Here is a 24,208-nt window from a genome sequence, read left to right on the forward strand (position 1 = left end):
CCTACGGCTCCTCGATGATCACTACGTCCAGCGTGCGCGGCCCGTGCACGCCCTCGACCCGGTCGAGCTCGATGTCGCTGGTGGCGGAAGGCCCAGAGATGAAGGTGAGCGGCCGGGTCGGCTCCAGCCGCTCCAGCGCCTCCGGCACGTCCTCGGCGATCTGCGACGAGCGCACGATGCACAGGTGATAGTCCGGCAGCAGCGTCAGCGCCCGCCGCCCCTGCCCCGGGCCCGCGTCCAGCACGATGGTGCCGGTGACGGCGATCCCGACGGCGCAGGTGGTGAGCACGCCGCCGGCGGCGTCCAGGGTCCGTACGGACAGCGGCGGTTCGTCGGTGAGCACCGCGAGCCCGTTCTCGTCCGGCAGCAGGTCGGCGGGGAAGCCGTCCGGCACCACGAGGCTCTTCACCCCGCGCGCGGACAGCGACCCCGCGATCACCTTCCGGGCCTCCCGGGCCCTGGCACGGGTGACCGTCGCCCGGTAGTCCGCGACCCGCTCGGCGAAGAGCGCCACGTGGTCGGAGCCGGCGTGCGAACGCGCGTAATCGCGCGGGACTTCGACGTCGTCGGGCTGCTCGCTCGCCGGCACGTCGGCAAGGGCGGTCCTGATCCGCCCGAGGATCGTCGCGCGGGCCGCGGGCGCGCCGCCCGCGGTCACCGGGGCACTCGTCCCCGCCTTGTCGTTCGCATGCTCCGTCACGAGCGCCCCTCTCCGCGCGTCCGCTGCCACCAAGCGCGGAAGCTCTCCCTCGCCGGTACGGGCGTATCCCGCGTATCCGACCAGCGCTTCAGCGGACCCGGCAGCCGCCCGATCCGCCCGCCGCGCGAGACCAGCCGCCCGCCGATGGCGCCGAACCGCTGCGCCCAGCCCAGCCGCCGGGGCGAACTCAGCGTCATCGCCGCCGCCTTCATCACCAGCGTCTCCGGCGACGGCACCGGGCCGCGCTTCTCGTCCACCGCCCGCGCCCGCAGATGCACCAGCACCTCCGGGATATTGATCTTCACCGGGCACGCGTCGTAGCACGCCCCGCACAGCGTCGAGGCGAACGGCAGCGAAGCCGCCTGCTTGTCCGCCACCCCCACCAGCTGCGGCGTCAGCACGGCGCCGATCGGCCCGGGGTACACGGACCCGTAGGCGTGCCCGCCGGTCCGCTCGTACACCGGGCAGACGTTGAGGCAGGCCGAGCAGCGGATGCAGCCGAGCGCCTGCCGCCCGACCTCGTCGCCCAGCGTCGCCGTGCGGCCGTTGTCGAGCAGCACCAGGTGGAAGTCCGACGGGCCGTCGCCCTCCGTCGTGCCGGTCCACATGCTCGTGTACGGGTTCATCCGCTCGCCGGTCGAGGAGCGCGGCAGCAGCTGCAGGAAGACCTCCAGGTCGGCGAAGGACGGCAGCACCTTCTCGATGCCCATGACGGTGATCAGCGTCTCGGGGAGGGTCAGGCACATCCGGCCGTTCCCCTCGGACTCGACGACCCCCACCGTCCCGGTGTCCGCCGCCGCGAAGTTGGCGCCGGAGACGGCGACCTTCGCGCGCAGGAACTTCTCCCGCAGATGCAGCCGCGCCGCCTCCGCCAGGTCCCGCGGCTCGTCGGTGAGGTCGTCGGGCGCCGCCCGCCCCCACTCCCCCATCGCGCCGCGGAAGATCTCCCGGATCTCGGCGCGGTTGCGGTGGATGGCGGGGACCAGGATGTGCGAGGGCCGGTCGTCGCCGAGCTGCACGATCAGCTCGGCGAGGTCGGTCTCGTACGCGCTGATGCCGGACTCCGCGAGGGCCTCGTTGAGGCCGATCTCCGCGGTCGCCATCGACTTGACCTTGACCACCTCGGTCTGGCCGGTGGCGCGCACCAGCTCGGTCACGATCCGGTTCGCCTCGGCGGCGTCCGCGGCCCAGTGGACCGTGCCGCCGGCCTTGGTGACCGCCTCTTCCAGCCGTACGAGATGGGAGTCCAGATGCCGCAGCGTGCGGAGCTTCAGGGCCGCGCCCGCGTCCCGCAGCTGCTCCCAGTCCGCCAGCTCGCCGGTCACCGCGAGCCGCTTGTCGCGGATGGTGCCGGTGGCCTTGCGGAGGTTGGTGCGCAGCTGGTTGTTGCCGAGGGCCGTACGGGCCGCCTCGGGGAAGGCGGGGGTGCCCAGCCAGGTCACGTTGTCGGGCATCACGCGTCTCCTTCCTGCGCGGCCAGGATCTCGGCGAGGTGCCGGGTGCCCACGCCCGTACGCAGCCGGGACAGGCCGCCGCCGATGTGCATCAGACACGAGTTGTCGCCCGCCGTCAGCACCTCGGCGCCGGTCGACTGCACATGGCGCATCTTGTCGGCGAGCATCGCGTCCGACGTGTCGGCGTTCTTCAGCGCGAAGGTGCCGCCGAAGCCGCAGCAGGACTCGGCGGCGGGCAGCTCCACGAGGTCGATGCCGCGCACCGCCCGCAGCAGCTTCAGCGGTTTGTCGCCGACCCGCAGCATCCTCAGCGAATGGCAGGTCGGGTGGTACGTGACCCGGTGCGGGAAATATGCGCCGACGTCCGTCACGCCGAGGACGTCGACCAGCAGCTCGGACAGCTCGTACACGGGCGGCGGATCGACCTCCGGATCCAGCACCTTGTGGTAGTCGCGCACCATCCCGGCGCAGGACCCGGACGGCGTCACCACGGCCTCGTAACCGGCGAAGGCCTCGGCGAAGCGGCCCACCATCGGCTTCGCCTCGCGGCGGTAGCCGGTGTTGAAGTGCATCTGCCCGCAGCACGCCTGGCCCGCCGGGAAGTCCACGGTGTGGCCGAGCCGTTCCAGCAGCCGGACGACCGCCTTGCCGGTGTCCGGGAACATCGTGTCGTTGAAGCACGTGATGAAGAGCGCTATCCGCATGGGCTCAATACTCTCCCGGGACCGGCACATCCGTCCCCATCAGTCCCTCGTCCCGCAGCTGCCGCCACATGGCCGCCGGAATGGGGTGCCGCATCGCCGCCGCGGCGTCCGCGGCCTCGGCGGTCGACCTGGCGCCGGCCAGCACGCTCGCGACCGCAGGGTGCCCGAAGGGGAAGTTCAGCGCGGCGGTGCGCAGCTGGACCCCGTACGACTCGGTGATCACCTGCATGCGGCGGGCGCGCTCGCGGACCTCATCGCCGGCGGGCGCGTAGTTGTACGTGGCGCCGGGGGCCGCGGGGTCGGCCAGCAGGCCGGAGTTGAAGACGCCGCCGATGATGACCGACTTGCCGCGGGCCGCCGCCGCGGGCAGCAGCTCGGCGAGGGCGGGCTGTTCGAGGAGGGTGTAGCGGCCGGCGCACAGCACCGCGTCGACGTCGGTGTCCGTCATGAACCGGGACAGCATCTCCGCCTGGTTCATGCCCGCGCCGATCGCGCCGACGACGCCTTCTGCGCGCAGCCGCTCCAGCGCCGGGTAGGCCTCGCGGAAGGCGGCTTCCTCGTGCCGGTCGGGGTCGTGGATCAGCGCCACGTCGATCCGGTCGAGGCCGAGCCGCTCCAGGCTCTGCTCGATCGAGCGGCGCACCCCGTCGGCGGAGAAGTCCCAGCGGCGGGTGTACGTACCGGGGACGGCGAAGCCGTGCCCGAGGTCGTCGCCCGCCCCGGCCCCTTCCTCCCGGGGCACCAGCAGCCGGCCGACCTTGGTGGAGAGGGCGTATTCCGCACGCGGCTTCGCGCGCAGCGCCTCGCCGAGCCGCCGCTCGGAGAGGCCCACGCCGTAGTGCGGCGCGGTGTCGAAATACCGGACGCCCTGGTGCCAGGCGGCCTCGATGGTCCGCGCGGCCGTGTCCGCGTCGACCGGCGTGTACAGGCCCGCGATGGAGGCGCCGCCGAAGCCGAGCGCGGTGACCGGGACGGCGCTGCGGCCGAGCGTGCGGACACGCAGCGGCGCCGGGGGTTCGGTGGTCGCCATCCTCACTGCCCCGCGGGACGCAGCCGCAGCCCCTGCATGCCACCGTCGACCGCGAGGGCGGTGCCGGTGACGGACGCGGCCGCCGGACTGGCGAGATACGCGACCGCCGCCGCCACCTCGTCCGCGCTGACGAGGCGGCCCATCGGCTGCCGGGCCTCCAGCGCGGCCCGCTCGGCGGCCGGGTCGGCGGCGGCGTCCAGCAGCCGCCCGACCCACGGGGTGTCGGCGGTGCCGGGGTTGACGCAGTTGACCCGGATCCCCTCGCGTACGTGGTCGGCGGCCATGGCGAGGGTCAGCGACAGCACGGCGCCCTTGCTGGCGCTGTAGAGGGCGCGCTGCGGCAGTCCTGCGGTGGCGGCGATGGAGCAGGTGTTGACGATGGCGGCGTGCGCGGAGCGGCGCAGATGGCGCAGCGCGGCGCGGCTGGTGCGCACCATCCCCAGCACGTTGACGTCCAGGACCCGCTGCCACTCGGCGTCGTCGTTGTCCTCGACCGTCCCCGCCGCGCCGATGCCGGCGTTGTTGACGAGGATGTCCAGGCCGCGCAGGTCCCCGGCCGCCGCGCTGACGGCCGCCTGCACGGAGGCGTCGTCGGCGACGTCGGCGGCGTAGGCCCGTATCGGCGGCTCGACCGCGTCCGGCTTCAGATCGAGTACGGCCACCTCCGCCCCGCGCTCCGCGAGCAGCCGCGCGGTGGCCAGCCCGATCCCGCTGCCACCGCCGGTGACCAGCGCTTTCAGCCCTTCGAATTCGCCGCTCATACGGCCGCCTCCTCGCCTTCTGCCGCCCAGTACGTCCCGCCGGGATAACGGTAGGCCGCGATCGATTCCGCCTTGAGCTGACCGGAGAACCCCGGTGCGGTGGGCGGCAGATAGGCCCCGCGCTCGATCCGTACCGGATCCTCGAAGTGCTCGTGGAGATGGTCGACGTACTCGATGGCGCGCTGGTCGGTCGTCCCGGTCAGCGCCACGTAGTCGAACATCGACAGATGCTGCACCAGCTCGCACAGCCCCACCCCGCCCGCGTGCGGGCACACCGGCACGCCGAACTTGGCGGCGAGCAGCAGGATCGCCAGGTTCTCGTTGACGCCGGCGACGCGGGTGGCGTCGAGCTGCAGGATGTCGATGGCGCCGGCCTGCAGCAACTGCTTGAAGACGATCCGGTTCTGGCAGTGCTCGCCGGTGGCGACCTTCACCGGGGCGACGCCCGCGCGGATCGCCGCGTGCCCGAGGACGTCGTCCGGGCTGGTGGGCTCCTCGATCCAGTACGGGTCGTACGGGGCAAGGGCCTTGACCCACTCGACCGCCGGGCCGACGTCCCAGCGCTGGTTGGCGTCGATGGCGATACGGACGTCCGGGCCGACGGCGGCGCGGGCGGCGCGCATCCGGCGGCGGTCGTCGTCGAGGTCGGCGCCGACCTTGAGCTTGATCTGGGTGAAGCCGTCGGCGACGGCCTGCTTGGCGAGGCGGGTGAGCTTCTCGTCGCTGTAGCCGAGCCAGCCGGGGGCGGTGGTGTACGCGGGATAGCCGCGCTCGCCGAGCGTGGCGGCCCGCTCCGCGGCGCCTTCGCGCCCTGCGCGCAGCAGTTGGAGCGCGTCCTCGGGCGTCAGCGCGTCGCTGAGGTAGCGGAAGTCGATCTGCCGGACCAGCCACTCGGGGTCGGCGTCGGCGAGCAGCCGCCACAGCGGCTTGCCCTGCCGCTTCGCGGCCAGGTCCCAGGCGGCGTTGACGGCGGCCCCGATCGCCATGTGCATCACGCCCTTCTCCGGACCGAGCCAGCGCAGCTGGCTGTCGCCGGTGAGGTCGCGGGCGAGCGAGCCGGGGTCGGCGCAGAGCTCCGCCACGGATCTGCCGATCAGGTACGGCCGCAGCGCGTCGATGGCGGCGACCTGGATGTCGTTGCCGCGGCCGATGGTGAAGGTGAAGCCGTGCCCCTCGAGCCCGTCCCCCGCGTCGGTGCGCAGCACCGCGTAGGCGGCCGAGTAGTCGGGGTCGGGGTTCATGGCGTCGGAGCCGTCGAGTTCGCGGGAGGTGGGGAAGCGGACGTCGTACGTGTCGACGGCGGTGACGACGGCGGACGCGGGCTCAGAGTCGGACACGGTACCGGGGATCGCTGCCATAGCCGTGAATATTCATCAGACCAATCACCCACGTCAACAGGCACAGTGCAAGAGAATTGGCACCGACGGGCCGCATTGCTCCGATGACTGGCCGCTGAGCTTCGGATGGGGCCATTCGGCCCCATGCGGCCGCCCATGACGCGGCGCAATCATTACGTCACGCCTCGTCCCGCCGATCCGTGATGTCGGGGGAGGCACGTTGGGGGGAAGGAAGGCCGGCCCGGTTCTTTGAGCGGCGCCGGGCCGGCCCGAAACACCCAGCCGCGGCGACCGGCGGCACCCCGGCATTTGACCTGGCTGCCGGGCCACCGCATCCCGAACGGTCGTCGCGGACCCCTAACGGGGGCGCCGAGCCCACCAGGACCCACCCCGCCGGAAGGCGTTACGCGTCGTTCCGCCGCCACTCGGGTCCCACCCGGGCCCACTCCGCCGCCCACCACCGCTCGCGCGCCCGGTCGATGCGCCGCTGCCCGAGCCGGCAGCCGACCGCCACCAGCGCCACCACACCCAGCGCCGCCGACGCGCCGGTGAAGGCGCTCTGCACCGCGGCCTGACCGCCCGACGCCGGGGCCGGCAGAATCCGGCGGCCCGACGTGTCCGTCCACACCTGCGTGGTCTGGCCGACCTTGAGGTCCGACGCGACCCGCGTCATCGCCCGGTGCGGCCGGCCGTCGCCGTCCAGCCACCGCACCTTGGCCCGCGTCCGCTCCCCGTGCACCTCGCTCGTGCCGTCCACCCGCGGTGGCTGCTTGGGGTTCTGCAGCAGGACGGCGGGGGTGCGCTGGCGCTCCACCCGCTGCCGGTCGAGGTAGTCGTCGACGGCACCCGCCGTGCGCACGCCCGCGAGCAGTCCGCCGACCGCCGCCAGCGTCACGGCGGCAAGGATCAGCCACCCCTCCGCCACATCAACCCCGCGCCGCAGCGGACTCTCCCGCCAGCGCCACGACCACAGCCTCTGCTTCATCGATCGCGCCCCTCAATGCCCCCCGGCCTTTCCAGTGTCGCACCGGGTACCCATCGAGGAGGGGTCAGCTAACGGACAGTGGCGTCCGCCACAACACCCGTGCCCCGCCGCCCTCCTGGGGCCGCACCGCGAGCTCCCCGCCCGTCTCACGCACCTGTTCCGCCAGCCCGTCCAGGCCCAGCGAGACGGCCGCGCCCCGCTCGCCGTCCACCGCGACGGTCAGCGCCAGCTCCCCGTCCGCCGCCATCAGTGCGACCCCCGCGGACCCGGCGCCGGCCTCGGCGACCGCCGTCAGCAGTGCGCCGAGGACGCCGAGCGCCTGGTCCGCGAGCCGCGGCTCCACGTTCGTATCGACCAGGCCCTCCACCCGCAGCGACGGCGTGAACCCCAGCGTGGGCACGGCCTCTTCGAGCGCCTCGACCACCCGTATCCGCAGGCCCCGTACCGCGGGTCCGGACTCGTGCACCCGCAGCCCGAAGATGGTGGTCCGAATGATCTTGATGGTCTCGTCCAGATCGTCGACCGCCCGGGCCAGCCGCTCCTGCCCCTCCTTCGCCTTGACGAAGCGGGTCGCCGACTGCAGCGTGATCCCGGTGGCGAACAGCCGCTGGATCGCCAGGTCGTGCAGGTCGCGGGCGATCCGGTCGCGGTCCGCGTACAGCCGCACCTGCTCGGCGTCGCGCCGCCGCCCGGCCAGCTCGAGCGCCAGGGCGGCCTGCCCGGCGAAGGTGTGCAGCGGCGCCGTCTCCTCCGGGGTGAACGCGGGCTTGCCGCGGACCCGGGCCAGCAGCACCACGCCGCGCACGCCCTCGCCGGTGCCGATCGGCGCGGCCACCGCGGGGCCGATGCCGGAGTCGAGCAGCAGACTCGCGGTCACCCGCGGATCGGTGTCGACGTCGTCGGTGAGGGCGGTCTCGCCGGTGCGGTAGGCGGCGCCGGTCAGGGTGCCGTGCAGCGGTACGTCCCGGCCCAGCTGCCGCTCGGCGCCGGCACCGCTGACCAGCTCCACCCGCAGCCCGCCGTCGGGTGCCGTGGGCAGCGACACGCTCCCCCGGTCGGCACTGAGGATGGCGCAGGCCCGCTCGGTGATCAGCTCCAGCACCTCGTGCTCGTCGGAGCCGGAGAGCAGCGAGTTGGTCACCTCGGCCGCCGCCTCCAGCCAGCGCTGCCGGCTGCGCGCCTCCTCGTAGAGCCGGGCGTTCTCGATCGCCACGCCGGCGGCGACGGCGAGGGTGGCCAGCACGGCCTCGTCCTCGACGTCGAACTCCTTCGCCGCGCGCTTCTGCGTCAGATACAGATTGCCGAACACCTCGTCCCGCACCCGGATCGGGACGCCCAGGAAGGAGTGCATCGGCGGATGCCCCGGCGGAAAGCCGTAGGACGCCGGATGCTGGGAGATCTCCTCGAGCCGCAGCGGCTCCGGATGGCGGATCAACTCGCCGAGAATGCCGTGCCCTTCGGGCAGCGGTCCGATCTCCGCCTGCTCCCGCTCGTCCACGCCCACCGTCAGGAACTGCGCCAGCCGCTGCCCCTCGCCGATCACGCCCAGCGCCCCGTACTCGGCATCGACAAGCACCACGGCCGCCTCGACGATGCTGTGCAGCACCTGCCGCAGATCCAGCTCGCGACCGACGGTGAGCACCGCTTCCAGCAGCCCCTGCACCCGGTCCCGGGTGCCGCGCACGCCGTCGATACGCACCTGGAGCTCGTCGAGCAGCTCATCCAACTGCAGCCGCGCCACGGCCTTGTCACTGTCCGCCATTACCCCACGTTATCGACCACCCACGCATCGCGGGACGAACTCGGCAGGGGGTCTGGGGCGGAGCCCCCGGATTCTTCTCTTGCGACGGTGCCACCTAGCGGTCAGCGACGCGCATCTCGAACCAGGTGGACTTGCCGCGCGGCAGCAGATCCACGCCCCAGCGGTCCGCGAGCTTGTCAACCAGGAACAAGCCGCGGCCGCTGGTGTCCATTTCGCGGACCGGCATCAGGCAGGGCAGACCGCGGGAGGGGTCACGGACCTCGATCCGGATCCAGCCCCTGCGGCGCAGCATGCGCAGCCCGAAGGTACGGGCCCCGGTGTGCCGGACGGCATTGCCGACCAGTTCCGAGACAAGCAGCACGGCATGCTCGGCGAGCTGGGCCGACAGGCCCCAGGTGCCGAGGCAGACCGACTCGGTGAGCCGCCGGGCGGTCGCCGCCGACTCCGGCCGGGAGGGCAGCCGCACCTCGTCCACCGACGGATTGCCGCACAGGTCAAGGGCCTTGAGCGCGGCCTCGTCCAGCGGCCCGGGGCGCGCGGCGGGTGCCCGCCGCTGCGACTGCTGCATTCCCTCGAGGCCCGCCATGCCCACCATCATGGCGCCGACGGCGCTTATTTGGAGGGGATCTGCCGGAATCAATCCACCGGAACTGACCGTTCCGGTGGTGGACGTTGTCATATGCCAGAAGCACTTAAGGCTGAACAGGACGCCTTGGCCTGCGGCGTTACGGCGTATCCAGTTGATCACGCACCGTATCGCCCCGGATTCGCTTAAGGTTCACTTAAGGTCGGCCTAATCCCCGCCGCAGGCTCCCACCACGCCGCGCATCAGCGGAACTTGGCCTTGCCCGGGCCCTGTTCCACGAAGCTGCGCATCCCGGTCTCCCGGTCCTCCGTGGCGAACAGGCCCGCGAACCAGCTCCGCTCCAGGGCGAGTCCGGTGTCCAGATCCGTCTCGATGCCGCCGTCGACGCACTCCTTCGCGGCGCGGAGCGCGATCGCCGGGCCCTGCGCCAGGCGTGCGGCCCAGGCGTGCGCCTGCTCGTACACTTCCGCGTCCGGGACCACCTTCTCGACGAGGCCGATCTCGAGCGCCTCGGCGGCCTTGACCATCCGCCCGGTGAAGATCAGGTCCTTGGCCCGGCCCGGGCCCACCAGCCGCGCCAGCCGCTGGGTGCCGCCGGCCCCCGGGATCAGCCCGAGCAGGATCTCCGGCTGGCCGAGCTTCGCGGACTCCCCGGCGATCCGGATGTCCGCGCACAGCGCCAGTTCGCAGCCGCCGCCCAGCGCGTAGCCCGTAACGGCCGCGACCACCGGCTTCGGGATCCGCGCGACCGCGGTGAAGGCGTCCTGCAGCCCGCGGGCCCGCGCCACCATCGCGGCGTGGTCCATGGCCTGCATTTCCTTGATGTCCGCGCCGGCCGCGAAGACCTTCTCGCCGCCGTAGACCACCACGGCGCGCACGTCATCGCGCCGGGCCGCCTCGTCGGCGAGATCGCGGATCAGGTCCTGGAGGGCGACGTCCAGGGCGTTCATGGGCGGACGGTCGAGCCGGAGGGTGCCGACGCCGTCGGCCACGTCGAGGGTTGCAGCAGCAGTCATGGGGGCGAGGCTAGCCGCCCGCCCCCATGACCTGCCATAACGCGGTCAGTCCTGTGGCGCGGTCCACTCGTCCCAGGACATGTTCCAGCCGTTCAGGCCGTTGTCCGGGGCGACCGTCTTCTCGTTGGAGTTCTTCACGATGACGACGTCGCCGATCATCGAATTGTTGAAGAACCACGCGCCCGGCGTCGTCTTGCTGCGCCCGCCGCGCTGGTCGAAGAGGCCGACGCAGCCGTGACTGCCGTTGACCTGGCCGAAGGACGACTTGGCCAGCCAGTAGTTGCCGTGTATGAACGTGCCCGACGTGGACAGCCGCATCGCGTTCGGCACGTCCTTGATGTCGTACTCGCCCTCGCCGTCGTCGTCCGTGAACCCGACCGTGGCGCCGTTCATGCGGGTGACCTTGAGCTTCTCGCTGATCACCATCTGACCGTTCCAGGTCGGGTTGGACGGCGCCCCGGAGGTGATCGGGATGGTCTTGATGACCTTGCCGTCCCGCTCGACCGTCATCTTCTTCGTCTTGGCGTCGACGGTGGAGACCTGGCTGCGGCCGACGGTGAACTTCACGTCCTTGGACTGCTTGCCGTAGACGCCATCGGCGCCCTGCACGCCGTCAAGGCGGAGACTCAGACTGACCTTGGTGCCGGAGACCCAGTAGGTCTTCGGGCGGAAGTCCAGGCGCTGGTTGCCGAACCAGTGGCCCTCGACCTCGACGCCCGGGTCCGCGGTCACCTTGACCGCGTCCTCGACCGCCTGACGGTCCTCGATCGGCCGGTTGAAGTTGATCGAGACCGGCATGCCCGCGCCGACGGTCTCGCCGTTCTCCGGGGTGAAGTAGCCGACGAAGGTGTTCTTCGGCACGACGGTGGTGAAGGTGGCGTGCTTGGCGGCCTTCAGGCCTTCCTCGTCCTCGGCGACGGCGTTCACCGTGTACTTGGTCTGAGTGGCCAGGTGGTCAGCCGGCTTCCACTCGGTCCGGTCCTTGGATATATCGCCCTTGACCGCATTGCCCTTGGCGTCCGCGACCTTGACAGAGGTCAGCTTGCCCTTGCTCGCGGTCACCTTCAGCGCGTCCTCGGTGGCGACACCGTCCGCGCCGTTCTTCGGGGCGATCTCGACGACGGCCTGCGAGGCCTTCTTGTCGTCCTTGCCCTTTTCGCCGGACTTGCCCTTGTCGTCGTCCCCGTCGCCGCCACCGCACGCCGCGACTAGCACCATTACGGCGCCGGCGAGCACCGCCATCAGGCTTCGTCCCGTACGCTTCCCCGGCCGGTCGGTCCGGGCTGTCCCTGCCCGCGTCGGCTCCACCATCAAGACCGAGATCTCCCCTCGCACGCCCCGTTATGCATACCCCCGAGCGCGATACGCGCACCTCAGATAGATAACCACACCATCGGTCGGGCCACCTCTGGCGAATGTCACCGTTCAGTTCCAATCGCTTTCCGCCTCACACGACGCTCTCGCGCCACGCCTGATGCAGTTCCGCGAACCGGCCCCGGCCCGCGATCAGTTCCTCGGGAGAGCCGTCCTCGACGACCTTTCCTTCGGCCATCACGAGTACCCGGTCGGCGATTTCCACCGTCGACAGCCGATGCGCGATCACCACGGCGGTACGGCCCCGCAGCACCGTGTGCATGGCGGCCTGTACGGCCCGTTCGCCCGGAATGTCCAGTGACGAGGTGGCCTCGTCGAGGATCAGCACCGCCGGGTCGGCGAGCAGCGCGCGGGCGAAGGCGACCAGCTGCCGCTGCCCGGCCGAGATGCGGCCGCCGCGCTTGCGCACATCGGTGTCGTACCCCTCGGGAAGGCGCGTGATGAAGTCGTGCGCGCCGATGGCCTTGGCGGCCTGCTCGATCTCCTCGCGGCCGGCGTCCGGCCTGCCGATGGCGATGTTCTCGGCGACCGTGCCGGAGAACAGGAACGCCTCCTGCGTCACCATCACCACCCCGCGGCGCAGCTCGGCGGTGGCCAGCTCGCGCAGGTCGACCCCGTCGAGGCGGACCTCGCCGACCGTCGGGTCGTAGAAGCGGGCCAGCAGCTTGGCGAGGGTGGACTTCCCGGCCCCGGTCGCGCCGACCACCGCGACCGTCTGCCCGGCCGGGAAGGTCAGGTCGAAGCGCGGCAGCACCTCGCCGCCGGTCCGGTAGCCGAAGCTGACGCCGTCGAAGACCACCTCGCGCCCCGGCGCGCCCGCGGCCCGCTCGGGCAGCGTCTTCGGCTCGGCCGGCTCCGGTACGGACGGGGCCTGGGCCAGCAGCCCGGAGATCTTCTCCAGCGAAGCGGCCGCGGACTGATAGGAGTTGAGGAACATGGCGAGCCGGTCGATCGGGTCGTAGAGCCGCCGCAGATAGAGCACCGCGGCCGCCAGCACGCCCAGCGCCAGCTCGCCCTCGGCCACCCGGTACGCGCCCCAGACCACCACCGCGGCGACGAAGAAGTTGGCGGTCAGCCGGGAGCCGACGACGTACCGCGCCATCTCCAGGATCGAGTCGCCGTTGATCCGCTCGTGGTGGCGGTTCAGGCGGTGGAAGTCGCCGTCGTTGGCGGGCTCGCGGCGGAAGGCCTGCACCGGGCGGATGCCGTTCATGGTCTCGACGAACTTCACGATCACGGCGGCGATGGCCGTCGACCGCTTCTTGTACAGCCGGTGCGAGCGCCGCTGGAAGAACCGCACCCAGGCGAAGAGCGGCACGAACGACAGCAGCGCCGCGCCGCCGAGGCCGAGGTCCAGCCACAGCAGCATCGCGGCGATGTAGACGGTGGACAGGGCGACGACGATGAGCTCCTGCAGCCCCTCGTTGAGCAGCTCGCGCAGCGCCTCGACGTCGTTGGTGGAGCGGGAGATGAGCCGTCCCGAGGTGTACCGGTCGTGGAAGTCCACGCTGAGCGCCTGCGCGTGCCGGAAAATCCGCCCGCGCAGATCGACCAGCACGTCCTGGTTGACGCGCGCGGCGGACCGTACGAACAGGAGCTGCAGCACGCCGCCCGCGAGGGCGCACACCGCATACCCGGCGGCTACGGCGGCCAGCGGCCCGGTCCAGGACCAGCCGTCGCGGCGGAAGCCGGGCACGGCGTGGTCGATGGCGTACGCGACGAGCAGCGGCCCCGCCTGCACGGCGGCCTGCTGCAGCAGGATGAGTACCGCAGTCAGCCACACCCGCGCCTTGCGCGGCCCGAGCAGCGAGGCGAGCAGGCGGCGGGGGGCGCCCTTGGGGGCGGGGAGGACGTCCTGGTCGAAGGGGTCGCCGGGCCCGGCCTTCTGGCCCTGGCCCGCGGGCAGTTCGGGATCGTCGGCGCGCTTCCCGGACTTCTCCTGCTCCGGGTGCGATGCGGTGGTGGTCATCGGCTGATCGCCTCCTGCTCCTGTGCCTCGGCGCCCGACATCAGCTCGCGGTACTCCGCATTGCCGTGCAGCAACTCGTCGTGCGTGCCCACCGCCGCGATCCGCCCGCCGGACAGCAGCGCGACCCGGTCGGCGAGCAGCACCGTGGACGGCCGGTGCGCCACCACGAGCGCGGTGGTCTCCGCCAGTACGCGCCGGAGCGCCGCCTCGACCAGCGCCTCGGTGTGCACGTCCAGCGCCGACAGCGGGTCGTCGAGCACCAGGAAGCGCGGCCGCCCGACGATGGCCCGCGCCAGCGCGAGGCGCTGCCGCTGCCCGCCGGACAGGCTCAGCCCTTGCTCGCCGACCTGGGTGGCGTGCCCGTCGGGCAGGTCGTGCACGAAGGAGGCCTGCGCCACGTCCAACGCCCGCAGCAGATCGTGCTCTTCGGCGCTCGCCGCGCCCATGAGCACGTTCTCCCCCGCACTGGCGGAGAACAGCGTCGGCTCCTCGAACGCCACCGCCACCAGCTCGCGCAGCTCCTCGCGCGGCATGGCGGTGATGTCGCGCCCGTCGAGGGTGATCCGCCCGGACGTCGGCTCGTACAGCCGCGGCACCAGCGCGGTGAGCGTGGTCTTGCCGGACCCGGTGGCGCCGACGAGCGCCATCGTCTCGCCGTGCCGGATGTGCAGATCGACGCCTTCGATGGTGGCGGGGGTGTCGGGCGGGGCATCGGGATAGCGGAAGACCACGCCGTCGAAGCTCATGCCGGCCTGCTGGGCCGGCAGGCTCTTCGTCCGCTGCCGTGGAGCCGCGTCGCCGGCCGCCGCCGGCTTTTCGTCCATCACCTCGAAGAAGCGGTCCGCGGCCGATGCCGCGTCATTGCTGATCGCCAGCAGGAAGCCGATCGACTCCACCGGCCAGCGCAGCGCCAGCGCGGTCGACAGGAAGGCCACCAGCGTCCCGGCCGACAGGTCGCCGTCCGCCACCTGCACCGAGCCGAGCACCAGCGCGATGCCGATCGCCAGCTCCGGCAGTGTGGTGATCAGCGCCATGATCGCGCTGAGCAGCCGCGCCTTGTTCAGCTCCGTCCCGCGCAGCGTGCGGGTCAGCTCGCGGAAGGCGCGGGCCTGGCTGCGATGCCGTCCGAAGCCCTTGATGATACGGATCCCGAGCACCGACTCCTCGACGACCGTGGTGAGATCGCCGACCTGGTCCTGCGCCCGCCGGGCCACCTTGAAGTACTTCTTCTCGAAGAGGAAGCAGCCGGCCACCAGCGGCAGCACCGGCGCCAGCAGCACCAGCCCGAGCGACCACCGCTGCGACAGCAGAATGCCGAACCCGGCAATGATCGTGACCCCGTTGACCAGCAGAAAGGTCATCGGAAAGGCGAGGAACATGCGCAGCAGCATCAGATCCGTGGTGCCGCGCGAGAGCAGCTGCCCGGACGCCCACCGGTCGTGGAACGACACCGGCAGCCGCTGCAGATGCCGGTACAGATCGGCCCGCATCGCCGCCTCCACGCCGGCCAGCGGCCGCGCCACCAGCCACCGCCGCAGCCCGAACAGCAGCGCCTCCGCCACCCCGAGCGCCAGCAGCATCCCGCCGCCCAGCCACACGCCGGCCGGATCACGGTCGGCCACCGGCCCGTCCACGATCCACTTCAGCACCAGCGGAATGACGAGCCCCAGACAGGAGGCGACGACGGCGACCGCGGCGGCACCGAACACCCGCGTTCGCACGGGAAGCACATAGGGCCACAGACGGAGTAGGGAGCGGACGGCAGAGCGGCGTTTGTTTGCAGGAGGCATCAACTCACGAGACTACGTTCCGCTACTGACAGACCTCATCCCGTTTTCCTCAGCAAGATCACCGAGCGGGGCGCCACCGGCAGCCGCTCCCCGCCCGGCACCCGCTTCTCCGCCCCCGTCTCCTCCGCGGCGGTGTCGACCACGACCTCGTACTCCCTGGCCCACGGCGCCCCCGGCAGCACGAAGTCCGTCTCCGCGCCGCCCGCGTGCAGCACCACCAGGAAGCTGTCGTCCAGCACCGCCTCGCCCTGCGGCCCGCGCTGCGCGATGTCCGTACCCGACAGGAACATCCCGAAGGTGTCGCGCGGCGCGTACCAGTCCGCCTCGCTCATCTCGGTCCCGCGCGCCGTGAACCACGCCAGATCCCGCAGCCCGCCGTCCCCGTGCGGCCGCCCGGCGAAGAAGGCGCGCCGCCGCAGCACCGGGTGGGTGCGGCGCAGCTCGATCAGCCGCCGCGCGAGGCGGTGCACGGAGCCCCACCCCGGGTCGTCGAGCAGCGACCAGTCGACCCAGCTCACCTCGTTGTCCTGGCAGTACGCGTTGTTGTTGCCGCGCTGCGTACGGCCCATCTCGTCCCCGGCCACCAGCATCGGGACGCCGGTGGAGAGCAGCAGGGTGGCGAGCAGATTCTTCACCTGCTTGCGGCGCAGTTCGTTGATGCCGGCGTCGTCGGTCTCCCCCTCATGCCCGCAGTTCCAGGACCGGTTGTCGTCCGTCCCGTCCCGATTCCCTTCCCCATTGGCCTCGTTGTGCTTCCGCTCGTACGACACGAGGTCCCGGAGCGTGAACCCGTCGTGCGCGGTCACGAAGTTCACCGAGGCGTACGGCCGGCGCCCGCCCCACCCGTACAGATCGCTCGACCCGGACAGCCGGTACCCCAGGTCCCGCACATCCGGCAGCGCCCCCCGCCAGAAGTCCCGCACCGCGTCCCGGTAGCGGTCGTTCCACTCCGACCACAGCGGCGGAAAGCCCCCCACCTGATAGCCCCCCGCCGTGGCATCCCACGGCTCGGCGATCAGCTTCACCCGCCGCAGCACCGGATCCTGCGAGATCACGGCGAGAAACGGATGCAGCATGTCGAACCCGTCGTCCCCGCCCCGCGCCACCCGCGCCAGCGCCGACGCCAGGTCGAACCGGAAGCCGTCCACGCCCATCTCGGTCACCCAGTACCGCAGGCTGTCCGTGATCAGCCGCAGCACCTGCGGCTGCACGACGCCCAGGGTGTTCCCGCACCCCGTGTAGTCGGCGTAGTGCCGCGGATCGGGCCCCAGCCGGTAGTAGCCGCGGTTGTCGATCCCGCGCAGCGAAAAGGTGGGCCCGAGCTCGCTGCCCTCGGCGGTGTGGTTGTAGACGACGTCGAGGATCACCTCGATCCCCGCGGCATGCAACGCCCGCACCATCTGCCGGAACTCCCCGACCTGTTCACCCCGGGTCCCGGTGGCGGCGTACCCGGCGTGCGGGGCGAAGTAGCCGATGGAGTTGTACCCCCAGTAATTGCGCAGCCCCCGCCGCCCGAGCGCGTCCTCGTGCGCGAACTGATGCACCGGCAGCAGCTCGACGGCCGTCACACCCAAGCCGGCGAGATGCTCCACGGCGGCCCGATGCCCGAGCCCCGCATACGTGCCCCGCAGCCGCTCCGGCACCCCCGGGTGCCTCATGGTGAAGCCGCGCACATGCAGCTCGTAGACGACCGAGTCGGGCCAGGGCGTCTTGGGCCGGCGATCGTCGAGCCACTCATCGGCCCCTACGTCCCCGCCCACCACGACGCCCTTGGGTACGTACGGCGCGGAGTCCCGCTCATCGCGCACCGTGTCCGCGAGATGCCGGTCGGGCCAGTCCCGCACATGCGCGTAGACCTCGGCGGGCGTGCCGCTGAATCCATCAGCGGCTCCGCCGCGGGCCCCGTCCACGGCCCGCGCATACGGATCGAGCAGCAGCTTCGCCGGATTGAACCGGTGCCCGGTCCACGGATCCCACCGCCCGTGCACGCGATACCCGTACCGCATGCCGGGCCGGACGCCCGGCACGAAGCCGTGCCAGATCTCATGCGTCAGCTCGGTGAGCGGCAGCCGCCGCTCGCCACCGCCCTCGTCGAAGAGACACAGCTCGACCGCCTCCGCACCGCCCGCCCACAGGGCGAAGTTGGTGCCCTCGACGGCCCCGTTACCCGGCGCCCGATAGCGCGCCCCCAGCGGCTGTGGTGCACCCGGCCACACAGCCGCGGCCGGGCGTATGTCGTTCTCGGGCAGTGCCTCCTGGTCGGCAGCGCTCGACACGTATGGCCTCCAGCGGCTCGCGGCAAATGGTGAGGAGTCCCGTCCTCGAAACAGTTGTTCCCGCGCGACCACCACGCAACGCGGACCAGGGGCCGCCCGGTCAGCGCAGCAGCACACCTGCCTCCTGCTCGGCCCCGCCCTCGGTAGGCACCGCCACGAGTCCCAACTCCGCCGGCGACGCCAGCAGCCGATGCCCCGGAAGAATCCGCACCGTATACCCGAAGGCCCCCGTCCGGTCCAGCGACAGCGGCCCCTCGAACACCCACCGGCCCTCCAAGTCCGGCCCTGCCGACGGCTTCAGCGACACCACCGTCGCCTCCGAGATGCGGTCACCGGCATCCACCCGCCCCGCGACCGCCTGCACCTCCACGTCGTCCGGCGCCAGCTCGCCGAGCGTCACCCGCACCCGCAGGTTCAGCGTCGACCCCAGCTCCGCGGCCGCCGGCTGCGCGCTCGCCTCGACGTGCTCCACGGCGACCCGCGGCCACGCGGCCCGCACCCGGGCCTTCCACGCCGCCAGTTCGGAGGCGATGTCGGACGTCAGCGTCCGGTGCGCCCGCGCGGCCGGCGCGTACAGCCGCTCCACGTACTCCCGCACCATCCGCCCGGCCAGCACCTTCGGCCCCAGGTGCACCAGCGTCTGCCGCACCATGTCGATCCACCGGCGCGGCAGCCCGCCGCCGTCCGTGTCGTAGAACCGCGGCGTCACCCGCTCCTCCAGCAGCGTGTAGATCGCCGCCGCCTCCAGCTCGTCCCGCCGCTCGTCATCGGTCGCGGAGCCGTCGGCGGTCGGGATCGCCCAGCCGAAGTCGGGCTCGTACCACTCGTCCCACCAGCCGTCCCGGATCGACAGGTTGAGGCAGCCGTTCAGGGCGGCCTTCATTCCCGAGGTCCCGCACGCCTCCAGCGGCCGCAGCGGGTTGTTCAGCCAGACGTCGCAGCCCGTGTAGAGCTTCTGCGCCATCGTCATCCCGTAGTCCGGCAGGAAGACGATCCGGTGCCGCACCCGCGGATCGTCCGCGAACCGCACCAGCTCCTGGATCAGCGCCTTGCCGCCGTCATCGGCCGGATGCGCCTTCCCCGCGACCACGATCTGCACCGGCCGCTCCGGATGCAGCAGCAGCTCCATCAGCCGGTCGCGGTCGCGCAGCATCAGCGTCAGCCGCTTGTACGACGGCACCCGGCGCGCGAACCCGATCGTCAGCACGTCGGGGTCCAGCACCCCGTCGATCCAGCCGAGCTCGGCCGCGCCCGCGCCGCGCTCCCGCCACGAGGCGCGCAGCCGGTTCCGTACCTCCTCGACCAGCTGCTCGCGCAGCGACCTGCGCAGCTCCCACACATCGCCGTCCGGGATCTGCGCGACCGCGTCCCACCGCTCGGAGGCCCCGACGGAGAGCGCGTCCTCGGTACGCTGCGCCCCGATCTGCCGCGCCCCGAGCCGGAACACCTCGGGCGCCACCCAGGTCGGCGCGTGCACCCCGTTCGTCACGGACGCGATCGGCACCTCCTCCGGGTCGAAGCCCGGCCACAGCCCGGCGAACATCGCCCGGCTGACGCTCCCGTGCAGCGTGGACACGCCGTTGGCGCGCTGTGCCAGCCGCAGCCCCATCACCGCCATGTTGAAGCAGTTCGGCTCGCCGCCCGGATACGACTCCAGGCCGAGCCGCAGCACCTGCTCGACGTCGATCCCGGGCAGCTCCGCGTCGTCGCCGAGATGCCGGGCGACGAGCTCGCGGTCGAAGCGGTCGATGCCGGCCGGCACCGGCGTATGGGTGGTGAAGACGGTGCCGGCGCGGACGGATTCGAGCGCGGCCTGGAAGTCGAGGCCGTCCTTGTCGTCGCCCTGCCCCGCCGCCGCGATCAACTCGCGGATCCGCTCCAGGCCGAGGAACCCGGCGTGCCCCTCGTTGGTGTGGAAGACCTCAGGCCCGGGGTGCCCGGTGATCCGGCAGTACGCCCGTACCGCCCGCACCCCGCCGATGCCCAGCAGCATCTCCTGCAGCAGCCGGTGCTCGGAACCGCCGCCGTAGAGCCGGTCGGTGACGTCCCGCTCGCCCGGGTCGTTCTCGTCCACATCGGAGTCGAGCAGCAGCAGCGGCACCCGCCCGACCTTCGCCACCCACACCGCGGCGCGCAGCGAGCGCCCGTGCGGCAGGGCGAGGCGGATCTGCACCGCGCGTCCGTCGTCCTCGGCGAGGCGGGCGAGCGGCAGCTCGTTGGGGTCGAGCACCGGGTAGTGCTCCTGCTGCCAGCCCTCGCGGGAGAGCGACTGCCGGAAGTACCCGTGCCGGTAGAGCAGGCCGACGCCGATCAGCGGCACGCCGAGGTCGCTGGCCGCCTTGAGGTGGTCGCCGGCGAGGATGCCGAGACCGCCGGAGTACTGCGGCAGCGCTCCGGTGATGCCGAACTCCGGCGAGAAGTACGCGATGGCGGCGGGCAGGTCGCCCCCGCCGGCTTGCGTCTGCTGGTACCAGCGCTGCCCGGTGACGTAGTCGCGCAGATCCTCCCGTACGGCCTCGAGCCGGCGCAGGAAGCGGCGGTCGTCGGCGAGCGCGGTGAGGCGGTCAGTGGCGACGGAGCCGAGCAGGCGCACCGGGTCGCCCCCGGTCTCGCGCCATCGGTCGGGGTCTACGGACTCGAACAGCTCGCGGGTCTCGGGGTGCCAGGACCACCGCAGATTCCGGCTCAGCTCGCTGAGCGGGCGCAGCGGTTCGGGGAGGACGGGGCGGACGGTGAACCTACGAATCGCCTTCACGTACACGAAGGTAGCCGCGCGATGGCCGATTTGCCCAGAATGATCGTACGCCGATAGGGCTCACAAAAGATGAGAGTTGTTCTACTCTTCCGCGCATGTCGTGGACGCGTAAGGCCCTGGCCGCTGTAGCGGCGCTGCTCGTGGTGCTGGTGGGTGCGGCTCCCGCGGGGGCGCACGAGGAGCGGCCGGTGTCCTTCCCGGACGGCTCCGGGAGCGTGCCGAAGTACCGCGAGGGCGCGCCGGATCTGCTGGTGTGCAAGACCGACCGCGCGGACTTCGAGCGGCGCATCGCCGACTATCCGCGCCCGCTGCGGGAGCGCAACGAGCGGTACTTCGAGCGCTGCCTGCGCGACGGCTACCGGCATCTGCAGGCCGCGGTCGACGCCGTCGACCGCCCGGACATGAACATCGCCATCCTGCCCGGCGTCTACCAGGAGCAGCCGACCCAGCCGAAGCCCTCGGGCGCCTGCGCCCGGCTGAAGGCCCGCAAGTCGTCGTTCGGCTACCAGATCCTGTCGTACGCGCAGCAGAAGCGCTGCCCGTCCAATCAGAACCTGGTCGCCATCCTCGGCAAGAAGAACCTGCAGATCGAGGGCACGGGCCAGTCCCGCTCGGACGTCATCATCGACGGCCAGTACAAGAAGCTGAACGTGATCCGCGCGGACGGCTCGGACGGGGTCTACTTCCGGAATTTCACGGCCCAGCGGTCCACCTTCAACTCGCTGTACGTGCTGGCCGGCGACGGCTTCGTCATCGACGACATGCTGACCCGCTGGAACGACGAGTACGGCTTCCTGACCTTCGCTTCGGATCACGGCCTGTACAAGAACTGCGAGTCGTACGGGAACGGCGACTCGGGGATCTACCCGGGCAGCGCGTCGGACATCAACAACGGCCGGGGCTACGACGTCCCGCGCTACTCGATCGAGATCACGGGCTGCCGCAGCCACCACAACATGGTCGGCTACTCCGGCACCGCGGGCGACTCCGTCCACGTCCACGACAACGAGTTCGACCACAACATGGGCGGCGCCTCGATGGACAGCGCCTTCCCCGGCCACCCGGGCCTGCCGCAGAACCACGCCCGCTTCGAGCGCAACGACATCCACGACAACAACGCGAACTACTACCGGTACGTACGCGACGGCACCTGCGCCAAGCCGCCTGCCGAGCGGGGATACGAGCGCGGCGTGGTGTGCCCGCAGATCTCCATGCCGCCGGGGACGGGGATCATCACGGCGGGCGGAAACTGGAACATCTACGAGAACAACTGGATCCACGGCCATCAGCGGGCCGGGATCTTCCTGAGCGCCGTCCCCGCCTTCATCCGGGGCGAGGGCGCGCTGGGCAAGCAATTCGACACGTCGCACCACAACCGGTACGCGGGGAACCGCTTCGGGACGGACCGCGCGGGCCGCTCGCACCCGAACGACATGGACGTGTGGTGGGACGGCCAGGGCGGCGGCAACTGCTGGCAGGCGAGCGCGGGCGCCTCCAACCCGCGATCGCTCCCGTCCTGCGGCGACAGGCGGGGCGATGTCTCCGGGGATACGGACCGGGTGGCCGGCGAGCCGGGGAAGCTGGCGCAGCTGATGGTGTGCGCGGAGTACGACGCGGGCGCGCGGAAACTGCCGGCGGGGTGCGACTGGTACGGCGCGCGGGGTGTTGAACGGGTCGAGGTGCAGCTCGCGCTCGGGGTGGCCGGGGTGCTGGCGCTGGTCGGCGGCGTGCTGTGGTGGCGCCTGCGGTCCAGCCGCGTGGCCGGGGCTGCGGCGCTGGCAGGGGCGGCGGGTCTGGTGCTCGACGTGGTCGGGTCTGCCGGGTCGTACGCGGACACGCTGATCCCGGTCGTGGCGCTGGTGCTGCTCGGCGGCTGGTGGGCGGCGACCGGGTGGGTGCTGCGGGAGGAACGGCGGGCGTTCGCCTGGGTGACGATGGCGATGGGGGCGCTGACGCTGCTCGACGCCTTCGACAAGGCGGTGTTCATGCTCCCGTGGATCCCGCTGAGCCCGGCCTGGGCGCGGATGCTGCTCGGTGTGGTGTGGGTCGTCTGGGCGGTGGTGGCCGCGGCCCGCCTGCGGACGCCCTCGCGGTCGGCAGAGGCGGATGCGATGGAATCCGGCCCCGCGGACACTCCACCCGCCGCGGCGGCGGGGGCGGTGTCGTGACGCCCGCGGTTCGGGGTGCGTGCACCACGCTGCTCGCCGCGGTTCTTCTGGCCGTGAGCGGCTGCTCGTTGCCGACCACTCATCACCGGCCCGGAACCAGCCACGAGGAGGCCACCGGGTCCGTGGCACCGGCGACCCAGCCCGCGCCCGGGGAGCGGCGTGAGGTCGTCATCCGTATCGCCGGCGGCAAAGTCAGCCCGAAGCCAGGCCGCGTCGAGGTCGAGCGTGGCGCGCGCGTAGAGCTTCGCGTCACCAGCGATGTCGCCGACGAGCTGCACGTCCACGGCTACGACAAGTCCGCCCAACTCAAGCCGGGCAAGGCCGCGACCGTGGCATTCACCGCGGACCGGAGCGGACTGTTCCAGGTGGAGACGCACTCCGCGCATCTCGTGCTGACCCAGCTGCTCGTACGGTGATGCTCGCGCACGGCGTCGGTGACCGGCAGGACCTGCCGATCTCGGTCTTCTATGCGTATGCGGGCGCGTTCGCCGCGCTCTTCGTCTCCTTTCTGGCGCTGGGGCTGCTCTGGCCCGAGTCGCGGTTCTCCGCCGCCGCCGGACGGCCGCTCCCCGCCTGGTTGCGGCGAGTTGTCGACGGCCGCGTGCTGCGTCGGAGCCTGCGGGTGGCCGGACTCGCCGGTGCCGCCCTCGTCCTCGGGCATCTGCTGCTCGGCCCCGACGACCCCGATCGCAACCCGGCGCCGGGCGCGATCTACGTCGTCCTCTGGGTCGGGCTCGTGCCCGCCTCGCTCCTCTTCGGTCCCGTATGGCGACTCCTCAATCCACTCCGCACCCTCCATCTCCTCCTGTGCCGCGCCCTGCGGCGCGACCCCGACGCCGGCGGCCGGCCGCTGCCGTCGCGACTCGGCTTCTGGCCCGCCGCGGCCGGGCTCACCGCCTTCACCTGGCTTGAACTCGCCTCGCCCGAACCCGCCTCCCGCACCACCCTCCTCACCTTCATCACCGGCTACGCCATCGCGCACCTCCTCGCCGCCGCCCGCTACGGCAGCGCCTGGTTCGCCCGCGGCGACGCCTTCGAGGTCTACTCCGCCCTGCTCGGGCACCTCTCACCGCTGGGCCGCGGACCCCAAGGCCGCCTCGTGCTGCGGCACCCCTTCCACAGCCTCGACGCCGTCCCGCAGCTCCCCGGCCTCGCCGCCACCGCCTGTGTGCTGCTCGGCTCCACCGCCTACGACGGCTTCTCCGCCACCCCCTCCTGGATCGACACCCTCCAGACCTCCCCCCTCGGCCGCACCGGCGCAGCCACCCTCGGACTGCTCGCCGCCATCGCCGCCGCGGCCGCCCTCTTCACCCTCTGCACCTCCGCCGCCCGCCTCATCTCAGGCGCCCGCCTCAACTCCGACGGCCTCAACTCCGACGCCCTCATCTCCACCCGGAAAGCCGGCTCACGCGCCTTCGCCCACTCCCTCCTCCCCATCGCCACCGGCTATCTCATCGCCCACTACTTCTCACTCTTCGCCACCGAAGCCCCACGCACAGTCACCCTCGCATACGGCACTGACAACCCGCCCCCGGCCGCCC

General features: G+C 72.0%; 18 protein-coding genes. 3 read left to right on the forward strand and 15 right to left on the reverse strand.

The genetic code is table 11. The features are described from left to right. Position 1: 1 nt before the first annotated feature. The 15 genes from G5C51_RS11665 to glgP all read right to left on the reverse strand — a co-directional run bounded on the left by G5C51_RS11665 (position 2) and on the right by glgP (position 20,499). On the reverse strand, positions 2 to 658 hold the full coding sequence (locus G5C51_RS11665; RefSeq protein WP_165236157.1) for a LutC/YkgG family protein: 657 nt from the start codon (positions 656 to 658) through the stop codon (positions 2 to 4). Positions 659 to 696: 38 nt separating this feature from the next. Beyond that, a complete protein-coding gene (locus G5C51_RS11670; protein ID WP_165236107.1) occupies positions 697 to 2,154 on the reverse strand; it encodes a LutB/LldF family L-lactate oxidation iron-sulfur protein in 1,458 nt (485 codons plus the stop codon). After that, positions 2,154 to 2,858, reverse strand: a complete 705-nt coding sequence (locus tag G5C51_RS11675) for a (Fe-S)-binding protein (RefSeq protein ID WP_165236110.1) — start codon at positions 2,856 to 2,858, stop codon at positions 2,154 to 2,156. Before G5C51_RS11675 ends, G5C51_RS11670 begins: the two co-directional genes overlap by 1 nt. A gap of 4 nt (positions 2,859 to 2,862) precedes the next feature. Next, positions 2,863 to 3,861, reverse strand: coding sequence for an aldo/keto reductase (locus G5C51_RS11680; RefSeq protein ID WP_165236160.1), 999 nt, complete (start codon positions 3,859 to 3,861; stop codon positions 2,863 to 2,865). A 29-nt stretch (positions 3,862 to 3,890) separates the two neighbouring features. Next, a complete protein-coding gene (locus tag G5C51_RS11685) occupies positions 3,891 to 4,649 on the reverse strand; it encodes an SDR family NAD(P)-dependent oxidoreductase (protein ID WP_165236113.1) in 759 nt (252 codons plus the stop codon). Beyond that, the gene (locus G5C51_RS11690) at positions 4,646 to 5,986 is read right to left on the reverse strand and encodes an enolase C-terminal domain-like protein (protein ID WP_338118102.1); all 1,341 of its coding nucleotides are present in this window, start codon (positions 5,984 to 5,986) and stop codon (positions 4,646 to 4,648) included. The genes G5C51_RS11685 and G5C51_RS11690 overlap by 4 nt, the downstream gene beginning before the upstream one ends. 403 nt (positions 5,987 to 6,389) lie before the next feature. After that, complete coding sequence (locus G5C51_RS11695; protein WP_165236119.1) at positions 6,390 to 6,971, reverse strand: Rv1733c family protein; 582 nt, start codon at positions 6,969 to 6,971, stop codon at positions 6,390 to 6,392. A gap of 64 nt (positions 6,972 to 7,035) precedes the next feature. Beyond that, a complete protein-coding gene (locus G5C51_RS11700; protein WP_165236121.1) occupies positions 7,036 to 8,733 on the reverse strand; it encodes a sensor histidine kinase in 1,698 nt (565 codons plus the stop codon). 94 nt (positions 8,734 to 8,827) lie between these two features. Next, the gene (locus G5C51_RS11705; RefSeq protein ID WP_165236124.1) at positions 8,828 to 9,331 is read right to left on the reverse strand and encodes an ATP-binding protein; all 504 of its coding nucleotides are present in this window, start codon (positions 9,329 to 9,331) and stop codon (positions 8,828 to 8,830) included. Positions 9,332 to 9,561: 230 nt separating this feature from the next. Beyond that, a complete protein-coding gene (locus tag G5C51_RS11710; protein ID WP_165236127.1) occupies positions 9,562 to 10,335 on the reverse strand; it encodes an enoyl-CoA hydratase/isomerase family protein in 774 nt (257 codons plus the stop codon). A gap of 45 nt (positions 10,336 to 10,380) precedes the next feature. After that, positions 10,381 to 11,577 (reverse strand): L,D-transpeptidase, encoded by a 1,197-nt coding sequence (locus G5C51_RS11715; protein ID WP_165236130.1) that lies wholly within the window; start codon positions 11,575 to 11,577, stop codon positions 10,381 to 10,383. Positions 11,578 to 11,782: 205 nt separating this feature from the next. Beyond that, complete coding sequence (locus G5C51_RS11720; RefSeq protein WP_165236133.1) at positions 11,783 to 13,678, reverse strand: ABC transporter ATP-binding protein; 1,896 nt, start codon at positions 13,676 to 13,678, stop codon at positions 11,783 to 11,785. After that, positions 13,675 to 15,468: an ABC transporter ATP-binding protein gene (locus G5C51_RS11725; protein ID WP_165236136.1), complete on the reverse strand. Its 1,794-nt coding sequence runs from the start codon at positions 15,466 to 15,468 to the stop codon at positions 13,675 to 13,677. Before G5C51_RS11725 ends, G5C51_RS11720 begins: the two co-directional genes overlap by 4 nt. Before the next feature lie 35 nt (positions 15,469 to 15,503). Next, positions 15,504 to 17,744 (reverse strand): glycogen debranching protein GlgX, encoded by a 2,241-nt coding sequence (glgX, locus tag G5C51_RS11730; RefSeq protein WP_165236139.1) that lies wholly within the window; start codon positions 17,742 to 17,744, stop codon positions 15,504 to 15,506. A 100-nt stretch (positions 17,745 to 17,844) separates the two neighbouring features. Continuing rightward, positions 17,845 to 20,499, reverse strand: coding sequence for an alpha-glucan family phosphorylase (gene glgP, locus G5C51_RS11735; protein ID WP_165236142.1), 2,655 nt, complete (start codon positions 20,497 to 20,499; stop codon positions 17,845 to 17,847). Between the two features lie 95 nt (positions 20,500 to 20,594). On the opposite strand from glgP, the gene G5C51_RS11740 reads away from it, so the two are divergent. The 3 genes from G5C51_RS11740 to G5C51_RS11750 all read left to right on the forward strand — a co-directional run. After that, a complete protein-coding gene (locus G5C51_RS11740) occupies positions 20,595 to 22,667 on the forward strand; it encodes a right-handed parallel beta-helix repeat-containing protein (RefSeq protein WP_165236145.1) in 2,073 nt (690 codons plus the stop codon). A gap of 122 nt (positions 22,668 to 22,789) precedes the next feature. After that, complete coding sequence (locus G5C51_RS11745) at positions 22,790 to 23,083, forward strand: cupredoxin domain-containing protein (protein ID WP_240929575.1); 294 nt, start codon at positions 22,790 to 22,792, stop codon at positions 23,081 to 23,083. Next, on the forward strand, positions 23,083 to 24,208 hold a 1,126-nt coding region (locus G5C51_RS11750; protein WP_206313715.1), incomplete at its 3' end, for a hypothetical protein. The genes G5C51_RS11745 and G5C51_RS11750, both read left to right, overlap by 1 nt.

This window comes from Streptomyces coryli, assembly GCF_011044975.1.
GTDB lineage: Bacteria > Actinomycetota > Actinomycetes > Streptomycetales > Streptomycetaceae > Streptomyces > Streptomyces coryli.